Genomic DNA, 23,027 nt, shown 5'->3' with positions numbered 1-23,027 from the left:
AGGGCTGCTGCGTGGTCGGTGCTGTCGAAGACGTAGCTGGTGGTTTGGTAGATGGGCAGTGCGCGCGCGTTGGTGGCGGTGTCTGCGGTTTGGCCGGCGTGGACCTGTTTGGTTTCGAAGGACCAGTTTTCGCTCATGATTTATTGCTCCGTAGTGAAGTTGGGTTGTTGCGACTTAGGCGGTTTCGACGACTGTATGCACCGGAACGGGATTGCGGGTCAGATCGAGTACAGGGCAATGCGCGTCGACTGCTTCCTGAAGTTCGAGGTAGCGCCCACGGCTTTCCGGGCCGGTGAGCGTGACGACGACCCGGACCTCGGAAAAGCCCGGACGGACCGCGTCAGAGACGCCTGGACGCACCGCGTCGTCGAAGCCGAAGAAACCACGGACGTCGAGGTCTCCTTCTGCGCGAGCGGAAATGTCGTCGAGCTTGATGCCGAGTTTGTCGGCCCACACGCGGTAGGTCACCACCTGGCAGGACAGCAGCGATGCAAGGTAGTACTCAACGGGATTGGCTGCCTTGTTCTCGCCGCCGAGGGCCGGCGGCTCGTCAACCTCGACGCTGTACTTACCGAGTGTGACTGTGCTGGCGACGGCGTCGTGCGCCTGCGCGGCCGCCTTGAAAACGACGTGAGCTTTGCTCTCGTTCTTCCCGATGGCGTCGGCATTGGCAGCGACGACGGAACTCAAGTGCGAAATGGAAGCGGTGGTCATGACAGAAAGGGCCCCTGATCTGGGTATACATACGAAATTCTCCCGTGAGCGGCGCTTACGGAAGTAGGTCCGATCAGAAGATCGGACACCCGGATGTACAGACGTGCGCAAAATCGACATGGCGACGCCGCGTCAGCAGCGTGCCTGTCTGAAATGCGCCGGTTCCCGTCACAGCAGTGACTGTAACCGGAGCGCACCCTTTCCGACCAGACTTATAGGGAACTTGTCTCGAATAGTGGTCAACTACTGCGGAGACAATCCGCTCCAGTTGGGTGTTCGACGATTGGCGAAGGCGTCGAGTCCTTCGGTGATGTCGGGTGACTGCAGGATCGTATCCCGGGCAGTGTCGGTGACAGTCCAACCGCGGATGTCGTCTTCGGTGTACAGAGCGTTGACGGACTTCAAGCTCAGACTCACTGAGGTGGGGGAGGATTCGCAGATTTCCGACGCCATAACCAGTGCTTCGTCGAGCGCCTTGCCTGGTTCGGTGAGGGTATTGACGACGCCGAGATTCAAGGCGCGCTCGGGATCGAGTGTGCGGCCGGTGATCAGGAGTTCACGAGCAACGTTGACGGGCAGCGCCCGTGGTGCGCGGAAGAGTGCGCCGGAGGTGGCAACCAATCCGCGACGAGTTTCCGGGAGACCGAATTGTGCTGTGCGAGAAGCAACAATAAGATCGCACGCCAACGCGATCTCGAATCCGCCGCCGAGTGCGTACCCCTCGACAGCGGCGATCAGGGGCTTGTTGCGTTGCCGGCGGATGACGCCGTACTCGCCGCCGCGAGGCATGCGGAGGTCGGCGCGCTCGCGAATATCGGTGCCGGCGCAGAATACCGTCGGTGTGCCGGTGATGATGCCGACCCACAGTTCGGGGTCATCCTCGAGTAGGTTGAGTGCGGTCTCGATGCCTTCGGCGGTTTCGCGGTTGATCGCGTTGCGTCGTTCTTCGCGTTCGATCCGGACGATGAGAACGCGACCCTGGCGTTCGGAGGTAACAGTCGACATAATTGGACTGTAGTCCATCTATTGCCTTCAGTAGGCTGAAAGCTCAGTCTGGGAACGGGGAAGGCGTGTCGACATGATTTCCAAACGTGAACAGAACAAGCGGGATACCAACGAAAGACTGCTGGCTGCTGCCCGGATGCTCTTCTCCGCAAAGGGGTTTGCGAATACCACCATCGACGATATCGTCGTGCGCGCCGAGGTCTCGCGGGCGACATTCTTCAACTATTTTCAAGGAAAAGACGCCGTGCTCGAAGCGCTGCACAGTGATCATCTGGATCAGTTTGCATCGCTGGTGGATCGGCTGATGGAGACGCCGACGGCTACCGTCGACCGGATTGCCGCGATCTTCGAGGATTTTGCCGTGCAGGCGGTCAAGCATCCGCGCTACCAGCGAATGGTGACAACGGAATTGGAACGAGATTTTGTCGCATCCTCTGCGGGGGCATCACATGACAAGCGGTTCAACCTGGAATTGCTGCGCATCGTGACCGCGGGGCTCGAAGCCGACGAAGTTCGAACCGACTATCCGCCGTTGTTTCTGGCGCAGATGGTCGGCGGCGTCTATGCCACGCTGGTGCGATTCTGGCGCCAAGACGCAGACTATGACGTGGTGGTCGAATTCGGCCGTGGCGCACAGTATGTCGCCGAAAGCATCTCGGCCACTAAGGGTTCGGCGTAGGCACTACCAATAGCAGCATCGATTGGACACTCTCCGAAAGGTATGTCGAGGCGTTATCGTCGCCGGAAAGGTGGCGAAGCAAACTCTGTTGGAACAGGCCGTCGAAGATTCCGTACATTGCCGACGAAGTGATTGCGGGTTCGGTTCCCAGTAGTTCCGCATAGCGAATCACGATGCGCCAGATCATGTTTTCGAGACTTGTGTCGATCGCGGCGACATCTGCCCGGAAAGATTCCTCGAACAGGGATTGCGCGCGCAGGTCGTACCAGAGCCGATGCATGGTCGGTTCGTCGATCATGGTCTCCGCGAGCAAGGCGCCGAAACCGGACCTCAGTTGGTCGGGAGTGTGCGCCGTAGCGACGATGCCGTCGTAGCGGTTGACGCAGCGCGCCTTGTAGTGACGTACGCAGTGCGTGATCAGGTCGACTTTGTCGCTGAAATAATAGTGCAGGACGCCGTGTGAAAACTCGGAGTTCTGTGCGATTTCACGCAGACTGGTGCGTGCGTAACCGAGCTCGGCAAGGGTCTGCAGCGCCGCCTCGGCCAACTGGTCGCGTCGTTCCGAGAACTTGTCTACCTGCCGGCGCGAGACTTTGTCGGCATTGCTCGGGGAACCCTTTCGGGTTGTCCCGCTTGCATTTTCGACGGTGGTACTCACGGCGGTACGTCCTGTTCCCTGCGGATGCTGCAACGGTGCTTTGTGTTCTCGCCACAGTGTAACCCCTGCGTTTTGGCCACTGGGTACAAAATCTTGACAATCGTCAAGATTTTTCTTGACACTCGTCCAAAGTTGAATACTCTGTGACTCACGCCACTTGGCAGTGCGGACGTAACGGTTGCTGTGGACGGTGGTTTCGCGAGTTGGTCGAATTCATGGAGGCGGTCGAAGATGAGCGTGTTTGATCTCGAAGGACGTAAAGCGCTGGTCACCGGTGGTGCACAGGGTCTGGGCGCCGGCATGGCGGCGGCCTTGGCCAGGGCGGGAGCGTCGGTGATGATCGGCGACGTTCTCGAAGACGTAGGGCGAGCAACTGCCGAAGCGGTCGGTGTCCTCGGCGCCAAGACCGGCTTCGTGAAGCTCGACGTCACCGATGACGCGAACTGGGCCGACGCGGTGGCAGCGACGACGGAAACCCTCGGCGGCTTCGACATTCTGGTCAACAACGCAGGCATCGAAATTTCTTCGCTGGTGGTGGACCTGGATCCCGCCGATATTCGCCGCATGTGTGAAGTAAATGTTCTCGGAACAGCTCTCGGCACCAAGCACGGATTGCGCAGCATGCGCCCCGGTGGGATCGCCGGAAGCGGTGGATCGATTATCAACGTTTCGTCGGTGGCGGCCACCATCCCGTTTCCCGGAATCAGTGGGTACTCCGCAACCAAGTCGGCAGTCGACCGCTTCACCCGGGTCGCGGCCGCAGAATCCGGAAAACTCGGTTATGGCGTCCGAGTCAACTGCATTTATCCCGGACTTGTCGCGACGGAGATGGGTCTCGGTCTCGCCTCCGACATGGCGAAGCTCGGACTCTGGCCCAGCGCCGAAGCTGCAGTGGGCGACGTCATCGGACTCACCCCTCTCGGGCGTCTCGGTGAAGTAAACGACATGGCCGACGCGGTGGTGTTCTTGGCCTCGGACGCAGCACGTTTCATCACCGGGATCGGTCTGCCTGTCGACGGCGGAATGGGCATGTAACTCGCACAGTCGTTTTCGGTTCGGTACTCAACTTCGAAAGGTTCCACGAATATGTTCGACAAGAAGCCAGTCATTGTCTACGGCGTTTCCGGATACACCGGACGTCTGGTGTGTGAATACCTGCGTGAGTTCAATATTCCGTTCATCGCGGCCGGCCGTGACGCTGCGCGAATCCAGGAAGTGCTCGACAAGATTCCCGGGCTCGACACAGTTGACCATGAGGTTGTCGAGGTCGAGCACACGGTCGAGGCGCTCACCGAGTTGTTTACCGGTGCACAGGTTGTCAGCAATATGGTCGGCCCGTTCATCAAGCTCGGCGCTGTTGTTGTCGAAGCTGCTCTCAACGCCGGCTGCCACTACATGGACACAACCGGTGAGCAGGACTGGGTGCTCGACGTCCAGGAGAAGTTCAGTGACAAATACCAGGAGAAGGGCTTGCTGCTCTCGCCGGGGATAGCGCAGATGTACACCACCGGTGAGATTGCCGCCAACATTGCGTTGGAAAATCCGGGGCTCGATACTCTCGATATTCTGGTGCTGTGGAAGGGTTTTCCCACCTACGCGTCGACGCAGACAATCTTCACGATCCTCAAGGCCAATTGGTACTACCTCGAGCAGAACAAGTACGTGCAGTGGGCGCCCGGTCAGACGTTCGACGTCGTAGTGCCCGGTCAACACGAAACGGCGCTCGCGCTGCCTTGGGGCGGCACCAGTCACCCGGTGTGGTTCAAGAACGATCCACGAGTCTCCAACGTCAAGGCGGCGGGCGGAGTATTCGATCGCGCGGTGATGGAAGGTGTTGTCGCGACCCAGAAGATGGTGGAAGAGCAGATCAAGACTCTCCCCGCCGATCAGCAGGAGGCCGCGCTGGCGGAAATTGCCGGTTCGGTGCAGGCCGGTATGCCTCCGCGTGAAAACCCCCGTATCAATACATCTTTGGACTCGGTGTACGCGTCAGGTCCGCTCGGTCGGGCGCACGTCGTGATCCATGGCAACTGCAACTACAAGCAGACCGGGTTGTTGCAGGCCTACGCAGCGCACTCGCTGTTGCAGCAGGCACCCAAGCGCACCGGGTTGGCGTCGGCGTGCCAGGCCTTCGGGCACCGTGAATTATTGGGTGCACTACGTAGTTTCGGTTTAGCGCTCGAACCGGAAGTGACGATCAATACCTAGACAGTTTCTATCTCGTTCACGACCCGAGGGGCTCCCGTTATGCGCTTGACCGATTATCTCGACAAGGGAGCCTCTTTGGGTTCCGCCGCTCCCTGTCTGACGATGGGGGAGCGCACGCTCTCCTACGGCGATGTCCAGCAGTTCAGCCTTCGTTTTTCTGCTTCGCTCGCGACCTCCGGAATTGGGCCCGGGGACAAGGTTGCCATCCTGTCCGGGAACGATCCGGTCTCCTTCTCCTGTGTCTTCGGTATCAGCCGGGCAGGCGCAGTGTGGTGTCCGATCAATCCGCGCAACGAAGCCGCGGAGAACCGGGACTTGTTGGATCTCTTCGATACTCGTGCTCTGTTCTTCCAGAAGTCGTATGCGTCGTTGGTGGAACAGATCAAGGATGCGCTGCCGAAGTTGGTCACGCTTGTCTGTATCGACGGCGATATTGATTTTGCCCAGTCTCTCGAAAGCTGGATGGGCGTCAACGAACTCGATATCGATCCGCCTGATGATGTGACCATGCTCGTCGGGACCGGCGGTACAACCGGTCGTCCCAAAGGTGTCATGCTGACCGGGCACAACATCGAGACGATGACAGCGATCACGCTCATGAGCTATCCGTTCGAGGGGCGCCCGGTGTATCTGGCGCTGGCACCGTTGACTCACGCGGCGGGGGTGTTGTGCTTTCCCATCATGGCGCTGGGCGGGGAAGTGGTGATCATGCCGAAACCGGATCTGGGTGCTTTCCTGGAAAATGTGCAAACCCACAAGGTCACGCATACATTCCTGCCGCCGACGCTCATCTACATGCTGCTCGAGCACCCTGATCTGGAAGACGCGGATCTTGTTTCACTGCAATGCTTCTGGTATGGAGCGGCGCCGATCTCACCGACCCGGCTGGGCGAGGCGATCGGCAAGATCGGGCCGGTCATGGCGCAACTGTTCGGACAAAGCGAAGCTCCGATGATGATTTCGACGATGGCACCGAAAGATCACTTCGGTCCGGACGGAGCTATTGCGACGGAAAGGCTGTCATCTGCTGGTCGGCCGTCGCCATTGGTGACGGTGGGGATCATAGACGACAAGGGGAACCTGCTGGGGCGTGGTGCTCGAGGCGAGGTGGTTATCCGCAGTTCCCTCGTCATGGCCGGCTATTTCAAGAATCCTGAAGCTTCAGCTGAAGCGTCGGCACACGGTTGGCACCACACCGGCGATATCGGATACCTCGACGAGGACAATTTTCTGTTCATCGTCGATCGCGCCAAAGACATGATCATCACCGGCGGCTTCAACGTCTATTCGGTCGAAGTGGAACAGGCCCTCATGGCGTATCCGGGAATTCAGGACTGCGGAGTGATCGGCTTGCCGGACGACAAGTGGGGTGAACGGGTTGTGGCGGTGGTTCAACCGCATTCCGGCGTCGTAATCGACGACGCCGAGGTCATGGCATTCGTGAAGGCGCGCATCGGAAGTGTGAAGACTCCCAAGCAGGTAATCGTCTGGGAAGACTTGCCGCGATCGAAGGTAGGAAAGGTGCTCAAGAACGAGATCAAGGAGGGACTGTTGACAGATTAAGGAAAGCTCCTTAATGTAATGTGATCTGGTTCACTGAGGTTGCATTTGAGGAGTGTTCGATGGCAGTGCTGTTTCCCACCACGATCCACCCGATTCCCACCGATCCGCTTGCTGCCTATGGCCCGTTGGTCGCCCTGCGAAACCCGGAGTCTGTAGAGCCTGAGCCGTATACAAATTTCTCCGTCAAGAAGATCACACCCACTATCGGTGCCGAAATCTCCGGGCTTCGTCTGGGCGGTGACCTATCGGACGAGGTCATGAATGATCTGCGTCGGGCGCTTCTCGAGTGGAAGGTTCTGTTTTTTCGGGATCAGGACATCGACCGCGCTGAGCATCGGGCGTTCGCAGAACAGTGGGGAGCGTTGGAACAGCATCCGTTTTTCAAGTTCTTCCAACCAGGCCAGACGGACGCCGACGTCACGACCCTGGCAAAAGATGCGATGGTCGGTGGTGTCGAAAACAACTGGCATAACGACGTGACGTGGCATGAGTTTCCCTCTTTTGCGGCGGTGCTTCGGGCCGTCGAGGTTCCCGAAGTCGGCGGTGACACACTCTGGGCGGACACGGCTGCGGCGTATGACCTTCTTCCGCAAGGAATCAAGGATCGAATTGATCCTCTTGTTGCCGAGCATGATTGGATCAATTCCTTCGGCAAGTCCATGCCGGCAGAATCTGTAGAGGCGCTGCGCCCGCAGTTTCCGGCTGTGCAGCATCCGATCGTGCGTGTCATCCCGGAGAGCGGTCGACGAGTTCTGTTCGTCAACATGACATTCACTCAGCGAATTATCGGGGTCTCGGAGGAAGAATCGAATGAACTCCTCACGTTGCTCTACCGTCACATCAACCGTCCGGAGTTTCAGGTGCGGTTGAAGTGGGAGCCGAACACCGTTGCCTTCTGGGATAACCGGGCATGCCAGCACTACGCGGCCAGTGACTATTTTCCGGAGCGTCGCGTGATGGATCGGATCTCTATCGTCGGTGATCGGCCCGTGGGAATCGTGTAGCGGTGCCGGGGTCCGGAGACGTCAGTGTCCGGACACCGACCGTTGGCCAGGCAGTCACAATCACGACACCTTCTCCGCACACGATGCAGTAGTTGCACTTGTGAACCTTTGAAGGAGAATTGTGAATTCCCGTCTTATCATTGTCGGTATTGCCGCAGCGCTAACAGTTGGGCTCTCCGGATGCGGACAGTCGGCAAGTAACGAATCGGCAGCTACCACGTCGTCGCAGTCGGCGCAGGCAACGGTCGCAGCAGCGACACCAAGACTGCTTTCTGCCAACAACTTCCGGGATCTGGCGGGGCCGGACGGCGGTTACACCACATCTGATGGACGCCGTGTTCGTGAAGGCGTTCTCTACCGCTCCAATGCTCTGATCACGAACGATGCCGACGCTGCAACGTTGGATGCCCTTGGGCTGAAGGCAGTCTACGATCTGCGAACCGAGGCGGAAATCGCCAAGGGGCCGGACCGCGTTCCAGCCGGGGCGAACTACACGAACGTGAACATCATCGGTGTCACTCCGAGCGCATCTGTCGCGTCGTCGGTGGATCTTTCCACGCCGGAAGGCGCTGGGGCGCTGCTCACCGGCATGAATCGACAGTTTGTGACCGATGCGGCGATGCGTGTGCAGTTCGGCAAGTTACTGACCGAGATTGCCGCAACTGATGGGCCGCAGCTCTTTCACTGCACGGCAGGCAAGGATCGTGCCGGCTGGACCAGCGCAATGCTCCTGAAGATCGCGGGCGTCGACGACGCGACGGTGATGAGCAATTACCTACTCACCAACGAATACTCGAAGGATTCGATCGCGGCGACCGCCGCTCAGGTGACCGCGGCGAAGGGTGAGCAGGCTGGTGCCGCAATGAAGGTAATCGCGGGAGTTTCTCCTGAGTTCCTGCAGGCCGGACTTGACGAGATCTCCACCAATTTCGGCACGTTCGACAACTACCTGACATCCGGCCTCGGACTCTCGACCGACACGATCTCGACGTTGAAGACGAAGCTCACCGTCTAACGGGGAGTGGAGTCAGGATTCCGTTGGCGGATTGTTCAATCGCACGTGTTTCGTGACGATACGGTGAATCAGTCGAGCGGCGGTACGGGCTGTGCGGTTGTCGATATCGAGTGACGGATTCAGTTCGGCCACATCGAGAACCGCCAGCTTTCCGCTTGCTGCGATGCGATCGCACACGAATTGAACAGTCTCCAACGGCACTCCATAGGCCGCCGGGGCGCTGACGCCGGGCGCTACCGATGCAGCCAGAACATCCAGATCGATAGTGAGATAGACGATGTCGACGTCATCGAGGAAGTCGGTGACAAAAGAGTCGACTCCCTCTCGATCGCCGATCCCGCATTCGTCGTCGAGCTGATACGCCACGTCCAGTTCACGAGCGGTGTCGAAGAGCGCAGTGGTATTGCTCGGCTGGCTGACGCCGATGACGCTGTAACGATGTGTAGTCTCCGCAGTGAGTTCGGCTTCCGCGATTTGACGAAAAGGTGTGCCGGAGCTGGCGATCGGATCACCGCGAAGATCAAAGTGTGCATCGAGATTCAAGATGCCCAGACGTGTGTCGGGTGTTCGCAGTACGGAATCTGCCACCCCGAGATACGTCCCGTAGGCGATCTCGTGCCCACCGCCGAGGACTACGGGAAAATGTCCGGAGTCGAGTGCTGCGCTGACAGCGGCGCCGAGGGCAGCTTGGCCGACTTCGAGTTCCTCACCCCGCACGGCGACGGTACCGGCGTCTTGAATTCTCAGGGGTTCTGTCAGCGCCATCGACGCCAGGGCGCTGCGCAGTGCGTCCGGTCCGTCGGCAGCGCCGCGGCGGCCCTTGTTGCGTCGTACGCCCTCGTCGCTGGAAAACCCGATGATCACGCAGCCGCCTGCGGGGGCTTGTTCCGAATACGGCTGCACAGCATGGTGCCAGCGAAGGTGTTCGGCGGTGGTTCCGTCAGACCGGCCGGTCCAGGGTTTCGGTGCGATATCGACAACGATGGTCTGTGACACAACAGCCTCCGGGTAGGTAGGAACTTCAGTAGGTGGTGGTGAGTTGTCCGTGCTTCCACACTTGTCGGACCAATTGCACTCCGGGGCGGTAGGCGAGGTGCAGATAGGAAGGTGCGTCGAGTGACAGCGCGTCTGCACGCATTCCGATGCTCAAACGTCCGATGTCGTTGCGCAGCAATGCCTGAGCGCCACCAGCAGTTGCCGACCACACCGCTTCTGCGGGCGTCATGTGCATTTCGCGTACGGCAAGGGCGATACAGAACGGCAGGCTGGTCGTGTAGCAGGTGCCAGGGTTGCAGTCTGCGCCCAGTGCGACAGTCACGCCGGCGTCGAGCAGTGCCCGCGCGTCGGGATAACTGTTGCGAGTGGAGAAATCAGCACCCGGCAGTAGCGTCGCGACAGTCGAACTTTGCGCCAGGGCGTCGATGTCTTCGGCGGTCACGTAGGTGACGTGGTCTACCGATGCAGCGCCCATCTCGACAGCCAACTGAACTCCGGGTCCTTCGCCTAGTTGGTTGCCGTGGACGCGGGGAATCAATCCAGCTTTGACTCCCGCGCTCAGAACGGCATGTGCTTGTTCACGATTGAAAGCACCGCGTTCGCAGAAGACGTCGATCCACTTCGCGTGCGGAGCGCAAGCCGGGATCATTTCATCGCACGCCATCGCTACATAGTCGTCGGTGCGACCGGCGTACTCGGGTGGCGGAACATGCGCGGCCAATAGTGTGACCTCATCCGTGAACTGGCCGGCGATCAGTGTGCTGCGAAGTTCGCTCTCCGTGTTCTGCCCGTATCCGGTTTTGCATTCGACGGTGGTGCTCCCCGAGCGTAGGGATTCGTCGAGTAGCCGGCGGACGTTGGCCTGTAACTGCTCGTCGGTTGCCGCGCGAGTGGCTTCGATGGTGGTGCGAATACCACCGGCCGCGTATTTTTCTCCGGCCATTCGAGCGGCGAATTCCTCGGCGCGTTCGCCGCCGAATACCAGGTGCGAATGGCTTTCCACGAAGCCGGGCAATACCGCCCGGCCGCCCATATCCTGACCGATATCGGCGGCCGGAGCGTCGGCAGAGTTACCGACCCACGCCACGACACCCCCCTCGAAGACAATTGCCGCGTCGTGGCGTAGGCCGAGTTTGCCCTCACCCAGAGTCGGGTCATTGGTGACGAGGGTCCCGATGTTGGTCAGTGCCGTGGTTCGAGAACCGTTCGTGGTCAATGTTTTTCCTCACTCAGGGTGGCGGTACGGGTTTAGTTCTCGTTCATCGGGATACGTACGCCGCGGGTGGCCGCGGTGTCGATGGCGTGGTCGTATCCGGCGTCGGCGTGACGAATGACGCCCATTCCGGGGTCGTTGGTGAGAACGGCTTCGAGCTTTTTGGCTGCCATTTCGGTGCCGTCGGCGATGCACACCTGTCCGGCATGGATGGATCGACCCATCCCGACGCCGCCACCCTGGTGCAGTGATACCCAGGATGCGCCGGATGCGGTGTTCACCAGTGCATTGAGCAGCGGCCAGTCAGCGATAGCGTCGGATCCGTCGATCATCGATTCCGTTTCGCGGTACGGGGAGGCAACGGATCCCGAGTCGAGGTGATCGCGTCCGATGACAATTGGTGCAGACAGCTTGCCCGAGGCGACCATCTCGTTGAACTTCAGGCCGGCAAGATGGCGCTCGCCGTATCCGAGCCAGCAGATGCGTGCCGGAAGTCCTTCGAACGCAACCTTTTCGCCGGCCATCTTGATCCACCGGTGCAAGTGCTCGTTGTCGGGAAAAAGTTCGAGGATGGCCTTGTCGGTGGCCTCGATGTCCTTGGGGTCGCCTGAGAGAGCGGCCCAACGGAACGGGCCGAGACCTTCTTCGAAGAGCGGACGGATGTAGGCGGGGACAAATCCGGGGAAGTCGAATGCACGGTCGTAACCGGCCTTTCGTGCTTCGTCGCGGATGGAGTTTCCGTAGTCGAATACCTCGGCGCCGGCATCCATGAATCCGACCATCGCTTTGACATGCACGGCCATCGCCTGGCGGGAGTCCTCGGTGAATTTCTGCGGATCCTTCTCGGACATCGTCTTCATATCCGCGAAGGCGATTCCAAGGGGGAGATAGGCGAGAGGGTCGTGCGCGGACGTTTGATCGGTGACAATGTCGATCGGTGCATTCATGGCAAGCATGGTCGGAAAGACCTCTGCGGCATTGCCTTCGAGACCGATGGACAGTGGCTGCTTGGCGTCTCGCGCGGCGACGGCAAGTTCGAGAGCATGCTCGATGCTGTCGGCCTTGGTGTCGAGGTACTTGTGTGCGATCCGACGGTCGATTCGGGTGACATCGCAGTCCACGCAGATTGCGACACCGTCGTTCATGGTGACGGCGAGCGGTTGCGCTCCGCCCATCCCGCCGAGACCGGCTGTGAGGGTGATGGTTCCGGCGAGGGAACCGTCGTAACGCTTCTTGGCGATTGCGCCAAAGGTTTCGTAGGTTCCCTGGAGGATGCCCTGGGTTCCGATGTAGATCCACGAGCCGGCCGTCATCTGGCCGTACATGGTCAGTCCCAGATCTTCGAGGCGTCGGAACTCTTCCCAGTTGGCCCAGTCTCCGACAAGGTTGGAGTTGGCGATGAGCACTCGGGGCGCCCACTCGTTGGTGCGGAAGACGCCGACGGGTTTGCCGGATTGCACGAGCATCGTCTCGTCGTTCTTCAGCGTCTTCAACGTGGCGATCATGGCATCGAACGCTGCCCAACTGCGGGCTGCGCGGCCGGTGCCGCCGTAGACCACGAGGCTGTCGGGGTGCTCGGCAACCTCGGGATCAAGGTTGTTCATAAGCATGCGCATCGCGCCTTCTTGCTGCCATCCCAAGCAGGTCAGCTGGTTACCTCGGGGCGCGCGGACGGGCCGGGGACCGTGTCCGGGTGTCGAGATGTTCGCCATGATGTTCTCCTTCGCTTCGTGGTGATCGCCGTGGCTGGTGTTGATAGCCGTGGTCGCGGTCCGTCCGTGTAGTCGGCGTACTTCCTTCATACCGCAGTTGTGTGCTGGCTCACGTTCGAACTCGATTAAATGTATAGTCCTGTATAGACAACTCGCTGTCAAGACGGCGCCCGATCGGGCCGCCCGGGCATCGCAATTTGTCGGGGGTCTGTCCACAACATCTACGGAAGCGAAATCGCGTCCGATGGAAGGTGCCGATATGAAAGCTGTTCCCGCCCAGATGATCACTAAGCCCACAGTCGACCTCGGGGGTGAGGAGTTCGACGACGAGACGGGATTCCCAGCCTTCGGACGCCTCTATTTCGGTGAGTCGGGCCGTCGAGTAGCGAATGCCGACGAAGTGCTCAGATGCCACTTTGCGCTCGCGAAGGAACGACTGACTGGTCAGTGTCTGATTCAAGTCCTCGGACGGGAATCGCCGATCGGTCATACCGTCCAGATCGTGACCGATGACATGCCGGGCATCGTGGATGCAGTGCTGCTCGCGATATCCCGCGTCCAGGCAGTCGCGGATGTCGTCTTACATCCGATCCTGAACGTCGAGCGGGACGCTGACGGCGTGTTGGCTTCGGTGCTGGGAGCGTCGGAGACGAGTGATGCGGTTACTTCGGAATCGTGGATTCACGTCTCGCTCCGTGGGGATATCTCGCCGGTGGTCGGCCGAGAACTGTCTGTCTGCATCGAAACTGCTCTCGCGCAGATGCGAGTGGTGAATCAGTCTGTCGGCCCGTTGAGTGCGGTTCGCGTCGACGTGGAAGCTGAACTCGGTGGGGAAGACTCGTCGCACGGTGAGCGCGTCCGGGATGCGGTGGACTTTCTTCGATGGTGTGGCAGAGGCAATTTCACTGTCATCGGATACCAACTTCGCGACGGACTCGAGCTACGACGGTCGTTGGGGTTGCTCGCCGGACATTCGTGGATCGGTGCTTCCGCTGCAACTGTGCCGGGAACCCCCGTACTTCGAGTGACGTCGATGCCCTTTCTCTCCGGTATCGAGAAGTCGGAGTACACCGCGGTCGTGACCGTCGAATGGGGTGGGCGGGAACATGCGTTCATCGGTTCGTTCACGTCGGCCGGCCGAAACGCACATGTCTTCGACATTCCGGCGATCGGTCGCCGGGTGCGTGACGTACTTGCGCGTAGTGGGCATTCCGTCGATTCCTTTGCCGGGAGGGCGATGACCGAGATGGTGCAGGCTTTGCCGCTCACCGAACTCTTCACAGCAGATCCGGACCTGCTGTATCGATCATTGACCGAAGTCTCGGGCGTCGACGGTCGCAACAACGTGCATGTGTACGTGCGCCCCCTGCCATCCGGAACCAGCGCGTCCGCGCTCGTATTTGTCCCGCGGGAGCGCTACAGCACCGCCATCCGCACAGCGATCGAAGGCGTGCTGAAATCGGAATTGGGTGCGTCTGCCCTCGAATTCTCGAGTCGAATATCCGAGTTCCCGCTTGCCGTAGTGCATTTCACGATGTCCATCGACTCCCGGGGCGAGGCGGGGATCCCGTCCGCAGTTGCAGACCGGATTCGGGAGCGTGTGGTGGAGGCCTGCCGGACGTGGGAGGACGCCTTGTCGGCCGCCGATCCCGAGCATCTTCGGTGTGACTCGTCCACTCTGGCGCACTACTGCGCAGCGCTACCAGCCGGGTACAAGCACGACTGGAACGTCGATCGTGCCATGCGTGACATCGTCGTACTCGAGCGTCTTTCCGTCGACGGGGTTGAACTGGCATTCTCCGGACGGACAGGTCTGACCCTGTATGTGGGCGGACGATCGGTGTCTCTCGGCGAAGTGTTGCCCATCCTGCAGAGTTTCGGCATCGACGTACTCGACGAGCGTCCGTACCGCGTCGTCAATACTCAGGAAATAGATTGTCGAATCTATGAATTCGGCAGCCGCTATCCGGCCTTGCCGGAAGCGATCTGTCCCGAAGACGCCGAATTCAGTCACCGGTTTTCGGAAGCGTTCCGGGCGATGTGGACCGGCACGGCCGAAGTGGATGCGCTGAACGAACTGATTTCCCGAACCGGATCGACGTGGCGCGAAGTCGTGATGCTGCGGGCGTATGTGGAGTTCTTGCAACAGGCAGGTTTCTCGTACAGTGCGGGCCACATCGCGACGGTACTGTGCGGACATCCGGAGATATCGGTGTTGCTCACCGAACTGTTCGCCGTCCGCTTCGACCCAGAGGGGGGAGGGGAAGGAACCGAGAAAGTTACTGCGGCGGTGGAATCGGCTATCGCAGGGGTCTCGGGAATGGATGCGGATCGGATTCTCCGTGCAATGTTCGGGCTGATTCGCTCGACTCTGCGGACCAATTTCTACGTGCGGGGTGACCGCTTCGGCAGCGTGGGTGAAGGCTGCGTGTCGTTCAAGTTCGATTCGGAATCCATCGACGAACTTCCCTCTCCACGGCCGAAATTCGAAATCTTTGTCTACGGCGCGCAGGTAGCCGGAGTGCACATGCGATGGGGCGCTGTTGCCCGCGGAGGGCTTCGATGGTCGGATCGTCGAGAGGATTTCCGCACCGAGGTGCTCGGTCTGGTCAAGGCGCAAGCAGTCAAGAATGCCGTCATTGTTCCGGCGGGCGCCAAGGGTGGATTTGTCGTCAAGAATCCGCCAACTCTTACCGGCGTAGGCGACCTCGATCGAGAAGCTTTGTCAGCTGAAGGGATTCGCTGCTACAGATCCTTCATCAGTGCGATGCTCGATGTCACCGACAATGTTGATTCCCGGAGCGGCGATGTGGTGCCGGCCGCGAGAGTGGTGCGGTGGGACGGTGACGACACCTATCTGGTGGTGGCGGCAGACAAGGGCACGGCCAAGTTCTCCGACATCGCCAATGCTGTAGCTGCGCAGTACAAGTTCTGGCTCGGTGACGCCTTTGCGTCGGGTGGGTCCGTCGGCTACGACCACAAGGCATTGGGGATCACCGCGAAGGGCGCGTGGTCCAGCGTCACAAGGCATTTCCGTGAGCTGGGTATCGACACTGCGCGTGACGACTTCACGGCGGTGGGAATCGGCGATATGAGCGGCGATGTTTTCGGAAACGGAATGCTTTGCAGCTCGCACATTCGTCTGATAGCAGCCTTCGACCATCGACACATATTCCTGGATCCGAATCCAGCGGCCGCGTCCTCGTTTGCGGAACGACAGCGACTGTTCAGGCTGCCCCGCTCGTCCTGGGCCGACTACGACCCGTCGAAAATCAGTGCCGGTGGGGGTGTCTACGCCCGTTCGGTGAAATCGGTGCCGATCGGTGAGCCGGTACGTCGGATATTGGGTTTGAGTGAGGCGGTGACGGAACTGTCGCCGCCGGAGCTGGTGCACGCCATTCTGAGAGCGCCGGTTGATCTGATGTGGAACGGTGGGATCGGCACCTATGTCAAGGCTGCATCAGAGACCGATTTGTCGGTGGGCGACAAAGGTAATGACGCGGTGCGGATCGACGCGGCAACAGTGCGCGCCCGGGTGGTCGGTGAGGGTGGAAACCTGGGATTCACCCAGGCCGGGCGTATCGAGTTCGCTCGAGCTGGTGGAAAAATCAACACCGATGCGGTCGACAATTCGGCTGGAGTGGATTGTTCCGACCACGAAGTGAACATCAAGATTCTGCTCGACGGTCTGGTCGGCGCGAATGTGTTGGCGGCCGCGGAACGTGATCCGTTGCTGGCCTCGATGGCAGCTGAATTATCGGCATTGGTCTTGGCAGACAACGAATCTCAGAACGAGGTTTTGGGGATTGCGCGGTCGGAGTCCGCTGCACTACTCGGTGTGAACGGCCGACTGATCTCTCGGTTGGAGAAGTCGGGAGCATTGGATCGGGCGTTGGAAGGGTTGCCGAGCAAAGTATCGATGGGGGTGCTTGCAAAATCCGAATCGGGGCTTTCCTCGCCGGAGTTGGCAGTGGTGATGGCGTATGTGAAACTCGATCTGAAACGTAAGTTGTTGGCGGGGAGTCTCCTCGACGACGCGGCATTTGTTCCGACGCTGATCGGCTACTTTCCGCAGCCGTTGCAACAGAACTACGCAGAGTCGATCGAGAGACATCCATTGCGTCGCGACATCATTGCGACGGTATTGACCAACGAAGTTGTCGACCACGGTGGACTGTCGTACGTTTTCCGGATCGCTGACGAGGTCGGAGCCGACGAAGAAGACGCAGTGCGCGCCTTTGTCCTAGCCTGTGCAGTGTTCGACCTGCCGAGGTTGTGGCGGGATATTCGTGCGGCTGACGTTGGTCCGGCGGTATCCGACCAGTTGACGCTGGTGACGCGCAGGCTGTTGGACAGGGCCTCACGCTGGATGCTCACGCGGAGGCCCCAACCGTTGGATCTGGGGGCCGAGACGGCACGTTTCCGGGACCGGGTGGCTGCGGTGGCTGATGTGGTGCCCTATTGGCTGGTCGGGTCCGAGGCCGAGCGTCTACGTGATCGTGTCGAGGACTCGATGGAACGCGGCGCGCCGGAGGCCCTGGCCCATCGCGTGCAGAGTCTGCTCGATCAGTTCGGGCTTCTCGACGTCGTCGAGATTGCGGAAACGTCGGGACGAAATGTGCCGGAGGTCGGCGAACTCTACTTCCGGTTGGTGGAGCATGTCGGTCTGGGGCGACTTCTCTCCGGCGTCTCGGGCCTGGCGCGAGACAATCGGTGGAATACCCTGGCACGCTTGTCATTACGTGACGAATTGTATGCGGCCGTTCGGACTTTGTGCTTGAACGTGCTGAGTGACGGACTTCCGGAGGATTCGGCAGAGTTGATGATTGCGGAATGGGAGGCCCGCAACAGTTCGAAGGTTGTTCGGGCGCGTGCCGCATTTGCGGAGTTCGACGCGTCGGGGCATCGGGACCTTGCGGCACTGTCCGTTGCGACTGGACTCTTGCGACGCATGGTGGCGTAACCCGTCTCCGGTCCGTCCACCGAAAATTGGTGGCCGGAAGCCATTGACGAACTTGTATATACACGACTATACATATAGTCATCGGCTGTGACTCACCACACATAAGGGCGTGCGGTTGTCACCCAGGGAACCACTCACGCAGGGGGATTCGATTGTGAAAGCCAGTACAGATGTTCTGACCAGGGGGCTGACGGCTCGACATATTCGGTTTATCGCATTGGGTTCGGCCATCGGGACCGGACTCTTCTACGGCTCCGCTGCGGCCATTCAGCAAGCCGGACCATCGGTCTTGCTGGCCTACCTCATCGGTGGCCTGGTGATCTACATCGTTCTGCGGGCGCTCGGGGAAATGTCGGTGAGCAACCCTGTCTCCGGATCTTTCGGTGAATATGCGCACCGGTATCTCGGACCCTTCGCCGGTTTCGTGACCGGGTGGACGTATACGTTCGAAATGATCATCGTGGCACTTGCGGACGTCACCGCGTTCGGCGTCTATATGGGGTTCTGGTTTCCGGAAGTGCCACGGTGGATCTGGGTTTTGGCAATCGTGTTCTTCATCGGTGCCATTAACCTGCTGAGCGTCAAGGTATTTGGTGAAGTAGAGTTCTGGTTCACCTTGATCAAGGTCACTGCCATCGTGGCGATGATCGTCGGCGGCATCGCCATCATCATTTTCGGTTTCGGTATCCATGACACCAGCCAGGGTGTGAGTAATCTGTGGTCGGGCGGTGGATTCTTCGCGACGGGGTTCGGCGGATTCATCGGGTGTTTCGCGATCGTGATGTTCGCTTTCGGCGGCGCCGAGATTATCGGAGTTACAGCCGGTGAAGCAGAAAACCCGGAGACGACCATCCCGCGTGCCATCAACACAGTGCCGGTCCGCATCATCCTGTTCTACGTATTGACGCTGGCAGTGATCATGGTGATCAACCCGTGGCAGTCGATCGGTTCGTCCGGAAGTCCTTTTGTGCAGATTTTCCAAGGTCTGGGTATTGCACCTGCCGCTACCGTCCTGAATGTCGTCGTCATCACTGCAGCGCTGTCCGCGATCAACAGTGACATCTTCGGCGCCGGCCGAATGATGTTCGGTTTGGCGCAAGCCGGGCACGCACCGAAGGTCATGGGTCAGGTCTCACGCAACGGGGTCCCCTGGATGACCGTCGTGATCATGACTGTCGCATTGTTGCTCGGCGTCGTGTTGAACTACCTGATTCCGGACGATGTGTTCCTGGTCATCGCATCGATCGCCACCTTTGCCACGGTCTTCGTGTGGCTGATGATTCTGTTGTCCCAGTTGCGTTCTCGTCGGGAATTGACTGCCGATGAGACCGCTGACCTGAAGTTCAAAGTCCCGTTCTGGCCGTATGCGCAATTCTTCGCCATCGGGTTCCTCGTCTTCGTTATCGGAGTACTGGCGTTCATGGAAGACACGCGAATCGCGCTTGTCGTGGGCGTGATCTGGCTGGTGTTGCTCGGTGTGGCGTATCGACTGTGGGTAACCCCGAAACTCGGCAACGCGGCGGCGGGAGACAAGACGGTTGACGATCAGGTGACGGTGGTTGCTGAAGTGAAATAACAGCGACAAATGTTGAAACTAGTTGTACCGATATGAATATGGAGAAGAATATGGCTACAGATACCCTTCGAAACCACGAGGAGCGGACCGTGAACGGCAAAGTTGTGGTCGGAATCGGACCAGTCCTGCCCGAAGCCGTAGTCAACGTCGCACGCCACGGCTTCAGCGTGGAACTGTCAGCAGATTCGCTGGCGATCATCGGTGAGACGCGGTTGAGGATCGAAGCTCTCGCCCAGGCGCCCGAACCGGTCTACGGAGTATCTACAGGTTTCGGCGCCCTTGCGACGCGTCACATTCCGGTCGAGTTGCGAGCGCAACTGCAGCGCAGCCTGGTTCGCTCTCACGCGGCAGGTTCAGGCCCGGAGGTTGAACGCGAAGTCGTTCGTGCGCTGATGTTGCTCAGACTGTCGACGTTGGCGACCGGCCGCACCGGAGTTCGTCCGGTCGTCGCGCAGGCGTATGCCGGAATGCTCTCTGCCGGAATCACTCCGGTGGTGTACGAGTACGGAAGCCTCGGATGTTCCGGAGACCTGGCGCCGTTGTCGCACGTCGCCCTCGCGGTCATCGGAGAAGGCACGGTACGTGACGCGAGCGGCCAGTTGATGCCGGCGGCAGACGCGCTTGCCAAAGCGGGTTTGGTGCCGGTGGTGTTGGAGGAGAAGGAGGGATTGGCTCTCATCAACGGCACCGACGGCATGCTCGGCATGCTTGTTCTCGCCTGCCATGATCTCGACAAGCTCCTTCGGCTGTGCGACATCACTGCGGCCATGAGCGTCGAAGGATTGCTCGGAACGGACAAGGTCTTCGCTGCGGACCTGCAGGCCCTCCGTCCGCAAACCGGGCAAGCTGTATCGGCAGGGAACATGCGTCGTGTACTTGCAAGCTCGGGTATCGTCGCCAGCCATGCAAACGACGATTGCACGGTCGTGCAGGATGCCTACTCGCTGCGCTGCGCTCCCCAAGTTGCGGGAGGTGCGCGCGACACATTGGCTCACGCCCGTCGCGTCGCTGAGTGTGAATTGGCAAGTGCTGTAGATAATCCCGTTGTTACACTCGACGGTCGCGTCGAGTCCAACGGCAACTTTCACGGTGCGCCGGTTGCCTATGTGTTGGATTTCCTGGCCATCGTCACCGCGGATGTTGCGAGCATGAGCGAGCGGCGCACGGATCGCTTTCTCGACAAGTCTCGTAGTCACGGTCTGCCTCCGTTCCTGGCTGCCGACCCGGGCGTGGACAGCGGACACATGATCGCTCAGTACACGCAGGCTGCGATCGTCTCTGAACTCAAGCGGTTGGCGGCTCCGGCGAGTGTTGACTCCATCCCGTCGTCGGCGATGCAGGAAGACCACGTGTCGATGGGTTGGTCTGCGGCACGCAAGTTGCGCAAATCGGTCGACGGGCTCACCCGAGTGCTGGCAATCGAGGCGCTCACAGCAGCGCGAGCTCTCGATTTCCGTAAGCCGCTGGAGCCTTCTCCGGCGACAGGCGCAGTGCATGCACTTATTCGTGAGCATGTACAAGGCCCCGGTCCGGACAGGTACCTCGCGCCGGAAATTGAGGCCGTCGTGGTTCTCGCCGAAACGGGTGCATTGCTCCAGTGCGTGGAAGAAGTCATCGGCGTACTGGACTGACACGACAGAAGAATGCGGCGAACGGACGACATCGGCGTCATCCGTTCGCCGCATCTGCCATATTCTCCGTACTCGAGCCGATAGACTGTGCCCACTGGCGACGCACTCGTCGAGGTATTCGATGGACAGGTACGTGAAGATGGCGATGGCAGAGGTGGACGCGCAGCTTGCTGTGTTGTACCGCAATAGCAGAGCTGATTCGGCGCCGGCGTACGAGCGTGTGAAGAACTTGGTTGTGTCGCAGATTAATTCAGGCCAGTGGCCCGAGGGGTATCAGCTACCTTCGGAGAATCAACTGGTCGGTGCGCTCGGGCTTTCCCGGATGACCATCAATCGTGCACTGCGTGAGCTCACCACCGACGGACTGATCGTCCGAATGATGGGCGTCGGAACATTTGTTGCTGTAGCCAAAGCGGCTTCCCCGCTGTTCGAGGTGAAGAACATCGCCGACGAAATCCAGGAGCGTGGTCACCGGCACCGAACCGAAGTGGTGTTCATTCGCGAGGAGACCACGGACGGCAAGGACTCGTTCATTCGCGATTCATTGGGGCGGAAGGTTTTCCACTCGCTTTTGGTTCACTTCGAAGACAACGTCCCCATTCAGGTGGAGGAACGTTTCGTGAACCCGGCCGAGGCACCCGGTTATCTCACACAAGATTTCACGGCAGTAACACCCAACACCTACCTCAGTGAAGTGGCTCCGTTGGTTCGAGGTGAACATGTGGTCGAAGCAGTGCTGGGTAGTGCAGAAGAGTGCAAGTTGCTGGGCATCGCCAAGTCGGAACCTTGCCTGCTGATTCGCCGACGAACCTGGTCGGCCACAGGATTGGTGAGCGCAGCCAGGCTCATTCATCCGGGATCACGCAACCGGCTCGAAGGCACCTTCGAGCGCTGATCGCACCGGGGAAAAGTGATCTGCGTCGCTCCATCCATCGTGCCGGTATCCGGTTCTGCGACTGAATATTCGGGGTGAGAGTATTGCTGAATGCGTAGCGATTTTCGTGTGTGTTTCATCGGCGACTCGTTTGTCGCAGGGGTGGGTGATCCCGACCATCGAGGCTGGGCCGGTCGGCTTGCGTCGGCTGTGCCGGGTGGTCCGATTACCAGTTACAACCTCGGGGTGCGTCGGCAGACAACGCGGGACATCGAAGCCCGCTGGTTTGCGGAAGCGCAAGCCCGGTTGCCTCGCGACTGCGACGCCCGGGTGGTGTTCTCGTGCGGAGTCAACGATACGACGGAAGAGGGCGGCGCAACTCGGGTCGAACGCGCCGAGTCGGTATCCAACCTCCGTTCGATGACGGAATTGGCGAAACTACAGGGTTGGCAGCCTTGGGTAGTCGGTCCACCACCGGTATTCGATGAATTGCAGAATGAACGAACGCGAATGCTGGACGAGGACTTCGCGGCGATGTGCGAACAGCAAAATGTTCAGTACTGCAGTGTGTTCGACGATCTTCGGGCGACCGAGGTCTGGATGAGGCAGGTGGCCGAGGGCGACGGAGCGCATCCGGGGTCAGGGGGGTATCAAGCCTTTGCACAGTTGCTGATGCCGACCTGGTTGGCCTGGATCGAGGGAAGCTCAGCGACGCCAGCCGCTGGGTCCAGCGCCCAAAACCTCGATGGAGCCGCGAATTCCGTGTGAATGCTTGGTGCGGTGCGTCATTCGCCAGGTGCCGTCGATCAGGGCCCAGGAATCGTGATAGTCGCCGAGGGTGGCGAAGTTCAGATGCGCTTTGCTGCCGGTGCCCAGGTGCATGTCGCTGACATAGGCACGGCTGGTGGCGCGGTCACCGTCGACGTCGACAAGCACGTTGCCGATCAAATGCTGGGTGGGGCCACACTCGTCGAGGAATGATCGAATTGCGGTGACTACCTCGGCAGGCCCGTTCAGAATTCCGGTACCGAGTTCGGCAGTGGCGTCGGGCGTCATGATCCGGTGAAGTTCGTCCCAATCGCGAGCATCCATTGCTCGAGCGAATTCGGAAATGGAGCGGGTGATGTCACGCTCGGCAAAAAGACTGTTGATGTCGACGCTCATCTGCTGTGCGCCTTTCTTAACGTAGGAGGGTTAATAAAGGCGCACAGCAGCG

At 59.8% G+C, this 23,027-nt stretch carries 19 protein-coding genes; 11 read left to right on the top strand and 8 right to left on the bottom strand.

Features of this window, described 5'->3' with window-relative positions; translation table 11 throughout:
* The 3 genes from MTX36_RS25700 to MTX36_RS25690 form a co-directional block, all read right to left on the bottom strand.
* Positions 1 to 137 (bottom strand): PLP-dependent transferase (locus MTX36_RS25700; protein WP_243622469.1); only part of this gene is annotated, 137 nt, incomplete at its 3' end.
* Positions 138 to 174: 37 nt separating this feature from the next.
* Entirely contained in the window at positions 175 to 714 is a 540-nt protein-coding gene (locus MTX36_RS25695) for an OsmC family protein (RefSeq protein ID WP_243622460.1), read from the bottom strand.
* Between the two features lie 243 nt (positions 715 to 957).
* The gene (locus tag MTX36_RS25690) at positions 958 to 1,719 is read right to left on the bottom strand and encodes an enoyl-CoA hydratase-related protein (RefSeq protein WP_243622459.1); all 762 of its coding nucleotides are present in this window, start codon (positions 1,717 to 1,719) and stop codon (positions 958 to 960) included.
* Between the two features lie 73 nt (positions 1,720 to 1,792).
* Here MTX36_RS25690 and MTX36_RS25685 point away from each other — a divergent pair, with 73 nt between their 5' ends.
* Positions 1,793 to 2,398: a TetR/AcrR family transcriptional regulator gene (locus MTX36_RS25685; RefSeq protein WP_243622457.1), complete on the top strand. Its 606-nt coding sequence runs from the start codon at positions 1,793 to 1,795 to the stop codon at positions 2,396 to 2,398.
* Here the strand turns inward: MTX36_RS25685 and MTX36_RS25680 are convergent.
* Positions 2,382 to 3,056 (bottom strand): TetR/AcrR family transcriptional regulator, encoded by a 675-nt coding sequence (locus MTX36_RS25680; RefSeq protein ID WP_243622456.1) that lies wholly within the window; start codon positions 3,054 to 3,056, stop codon positions 2,382 to 2,384. The two genes, MTX36_RS25685 and MTX36_RS25680, sit on opposite strands and share 17 nt — an antisense overlap.
* Before the next feature lie 231 nt (positions 3,057 to 3,287).
* On the opposite strand from MTX36_RS25680, the gene MTX36_RS25675 reads away from it, so the two are divergent.
* The 5 genes from MTX36_RS25675 (at position 3,288) to MTX36_RS25655 (ending at position 8,846) form a co-directional block, all read left to right on the top strand.
* Complete coding sequence (locus MTX36_RS25675; RefSeq protein ID WP_243622455.1) at positions 3,288 to 4,091, top strand: SDR family NAD(P)-dependent oxidoreductase; 804 nt, start codon at positions 3,288 to 3,290, stop codon at positions 4,089 to 4,091.
* A gap of 51 nt (positions 4,092 to 4,142) precedes the next feature.
* Positions 4,143 to 5,264 (top strand): DUF5938 domain-containing protein, encoded by a 1,122-nt coding sequence (locus tag MTX36_RS25670; protein WP_243622454.1) that lies wholly within the window; start codon positions 4,143 to 4,145, stop codon positions 5,262 to 5,264.
* A 39-nt stretch (positions 5,265 to 5,303) separates the two neighbouring features.
* Positions 5,304 to 6,827, top strand: coding sequence for an AMP-binding protein (locus MTX36_RS25665; protein WP_243622452.1), 1,524 nt, complete (start codon positions 5,304 to 5,306; stop codon positions 6,825 to 6,827).
* A gap of 59 nt (positions 6,828 to 6,886) precedes the next feature.
* The gene (locus MTX36_RS25660; RefSeq protein ID WP_243622451.1) at positions 6,887 to 7,831 is read left to right on the top strand and encodes a TauD/TfdA family dioxygenase; all 945 of its coding nucleotides are present in this window, start codon (positions 6,887 to 6,889) and stop codon (positions 7,829 to 7,831) included.
* Between the two features lie 121 nt (positions 7,832 to 7,952).
* Complete coding sequence (locus MTX36_RS25655) at positions 7,953 to 8,846, top strand: tyrosine-protein phosphatase (RefSeq protein ID WP_243622449.1); 894 nt, start codon at positions 7,953 to 7,955, stop codon at positions 8,844 to 8,846.
* Positions 8,847 to 8,858: 12 nt separating this feature from the next.
* On the opposite strand, the gene hutG is transcribed toward MTX36_RS25655, so the two are convergent.
* The 3 genes from hutG to hutU are packed head-to-tail and all read right to left on the bottom strand — an operon-like array spanning position 8,859 to position 12,767.
* Positions 8,859 to 9,842, bottom strand: coding sequence for a formimidoylglutamase (hutG, locus tag MTX36_RS25650; protein ID WP_243622448.1), 984 nt, complete (start codon positions 9,840 to 9,842; stop codon positions 8,859 to 8,861).
* A gap of 25 nt (positions 9,843 to 9,867) precedes the next feature.
* Positions 9,868 to 11,058 (bottom strand): imidazolonepropionase, encoded by a 1,191-nt coding sequence (gene hutI, locus MTX36_RS25645; protein ID WP_243622446.1) that lies wholly within the window; start codon positions 11,056 to 11,058, stop codon positions 9,868 to 9,870.
* Positions 11,059 to 11,090: 32 nt separating this feature from the next.
* Positions 11,091 to 12,767 (bottom strand): urocanate hydratase, encoded by a 1,677-nt coding sequence (hutU, locus tag MTX36_RS25640; protein ID WP_243622467.1) that lies wholly within the window; start codon positions 12,765 to 12,767, stop codon positions 11,091 to 11,093.
* A 259-nt stretch (positions 12,768 to 13,026) separates the two neighbouring features.
* On the opposite strand from hutU, the gene MTX36_RS25635 reads away from it, so the two are divergent.
* The 5 genes from MTX36_RS25635 (at position 13,027) to MTX36_RS25615 (ending at position 22,579) form a co-directional block, all read left to right on the top strand.
* Entirely contained in the window at positions 13,027 to 17,730 is a 4,704-nt protein-coding gene (locus MTX36_RS25635; RefSeq protein WP_243622445.1) for an NAD-glutamate dehydrogenase, read from the top strand.
* Positions 17,731 to 17,884: 154 nt separating this feature from the next.
* Positions 17,885 to 19,306 carry an amino acid permease gene (locus MTX36_RS25630; protein WP_243622444.1) on the top strand — a complete coding sequence of 474 codons (1,422 nt, stop codon included), beginning with the start codon at positions 17,885 to 17,887 and terminating at the stop codon, positions 19,304 to 19,306.
* Between the two features lie 50 nt (positions 19,307 to 19,356).
* Positions 19,357 to 20,937 (top strand): histidine ammonia-lyase, encoded by a 1,581-nt coding sequence (gene hutH / locus MTX36_RS25625; RefSeq protein ID WP_243622442.1) that lies wholly within the window; start codon positions 19,357 to 19,359, stop codon positions 20,935 to 20,937.
* Between the two features lie 121 nt (positions 20,938 to 21,058).
* A complete protein-coding gene (hutC, locus tag MTX36_RS25620) occupies positions 21,059 to 21,832 on the top strand; it encodes a histidine utilization repressor (protein ID WP_374230543.1) in 774 nt (257 codons plus the stop codon).
* Positions 21,833 to 21,922: 90 nt separating this feature from the next.
* The gene (locus MTX36_RS25615; RefSeq protein WP_243622441.1) at positions 21,923 to 22,579 is read left to right on the top strand and encodes a GDSL-type esterase/lipase family protein; all 657 of its coding nucleotides are present in this window, start codon (positions 21,923 to 21,925) and stop codon (positions 22,577 to 22,579) included.
* Here MTX36_RS25615 and MTX36_RS25610 read toward each other — a convergent pair.
* A complete protein-coding gene (locus MTX36_RS25610) occupies positions 22,517 to 22,975 on the bottom strand; it encodes a nuclear transport factor 2 family protein (RefSeq protein WP_243622440.1) in 459 nt (152 codons plus the stop codon). The genes MTX36_RS25615 and MTX36_RS25610 overlap by 63 nt on opposite strands.
* Positions 22,976 to 23,027 lie beyond the last annotated feature (52 nt).

Origin of the sequence: Rhodococcus sp. ARC_M6 (assembly GCF_022810305.1) — a bacterium.
In the GTDB taxonomy this organism is placed as follows: domain Bacteria; phylum Actinomycetota; class Actinomycetes; order Mycobacteriales; family Mycobacteriaceae; genus Rhodococcus_F.
The sequence above is the reverse complement of the archived record's forward strand: the minus strand, read 5'-3'. Positions and strand labels throughout refer to the sequence as shown.

Bases quoted from the DNA above. Each gene is read 5' to 3' on its own strand.
- MTX36_RS25695 (WP_243622460.1), bottom strand. From the start codon at position 714: ATGACCACCGCTTCCATTTCGCACTTGAGTTCCGTCGTCGCTGCCAAT.
- MTX36_RS25690 (WP_243622459.1), bottom strand. From the start codon at position 1,719: ATGTCGACTGTTACCTCCGAACGCCAGGGTCGCGTTCTCATCGTCCGG.
- MTX36_RS25685 (WP_243622457.1), top strand. From the start codon at position 1,793: ATGATTTCCAAACGTGAACAGAACAAGCGGGATACCAACGAAAGACTG.
- MTX36_RS25675 (WP_243622455.1), top strand. From the start codon at position 3,288: ATGAGCGTGTTTGATCTCGAAGGACGTAAAGCGCTGGTCACCGGTGGT.
- MTX36_RS25670 (WP_243622454.1), top strand. From the start codon at position 4,143: ATGTTCGACAAGAAGCCAGTCATTGTCTACGGCGTTTCCGGATACACC.
- MTX36_RS25665 (WP_243622452.1), top strand. From the start codon at position 5,304: ATGCGCTTGACCGATTATCTCGACAAGGGAGCCTCTTTGGGTTCCGCC.
- MTX36_RS25660 (WP_243622451.1), top strand. From the start codon at position 6,887: ATGGCAGTGCTGTTTCCCACCACGATCCACCCGATTCCCACCGATCCG.
- hutU (WP_243622467.1), bottom strand. From the start codon at position 12,767: ATGGCGAACATCTCGACACCCGGACACGGTCCCCGGCCCGTCCGCGCG.
- MTX36_RS25635 (WP_243622445.1), top strand. From the start codon at position 13,027: ATGAAAGCTGTTCCCGCCCAGATGATCACTAAGCCCACAGTCGACCTC.
- hutH (WP_243622442.1), top strand. From the start codon at position 19,357: ATGGCTACAGATACCCTTCGAAACCACGAGGAGCGGACCGTGAACGGC.
- hutC (WP_374230543.1), top strand. From the start codon at position 21,059: ATGGACAGGTACGTGAAGATGGCGATGGCAGAGGTGGACGCGCAGCTT.
- MTX36_RS25615 (WP_243622441.1), top strand. From the start codon at position 21,923: ATGCGTAGCGATTTTCGTGTGTGTTTCATCGGCGACTCGTTTGTCGCA.
- MTX36_RS25610 (WP_243622440.1), bottom strand. From the start codon at position 22,975: ATGAGCGTCGACATCAACAGTCTTTTTGCCGAGCGTGACATCACCCGC.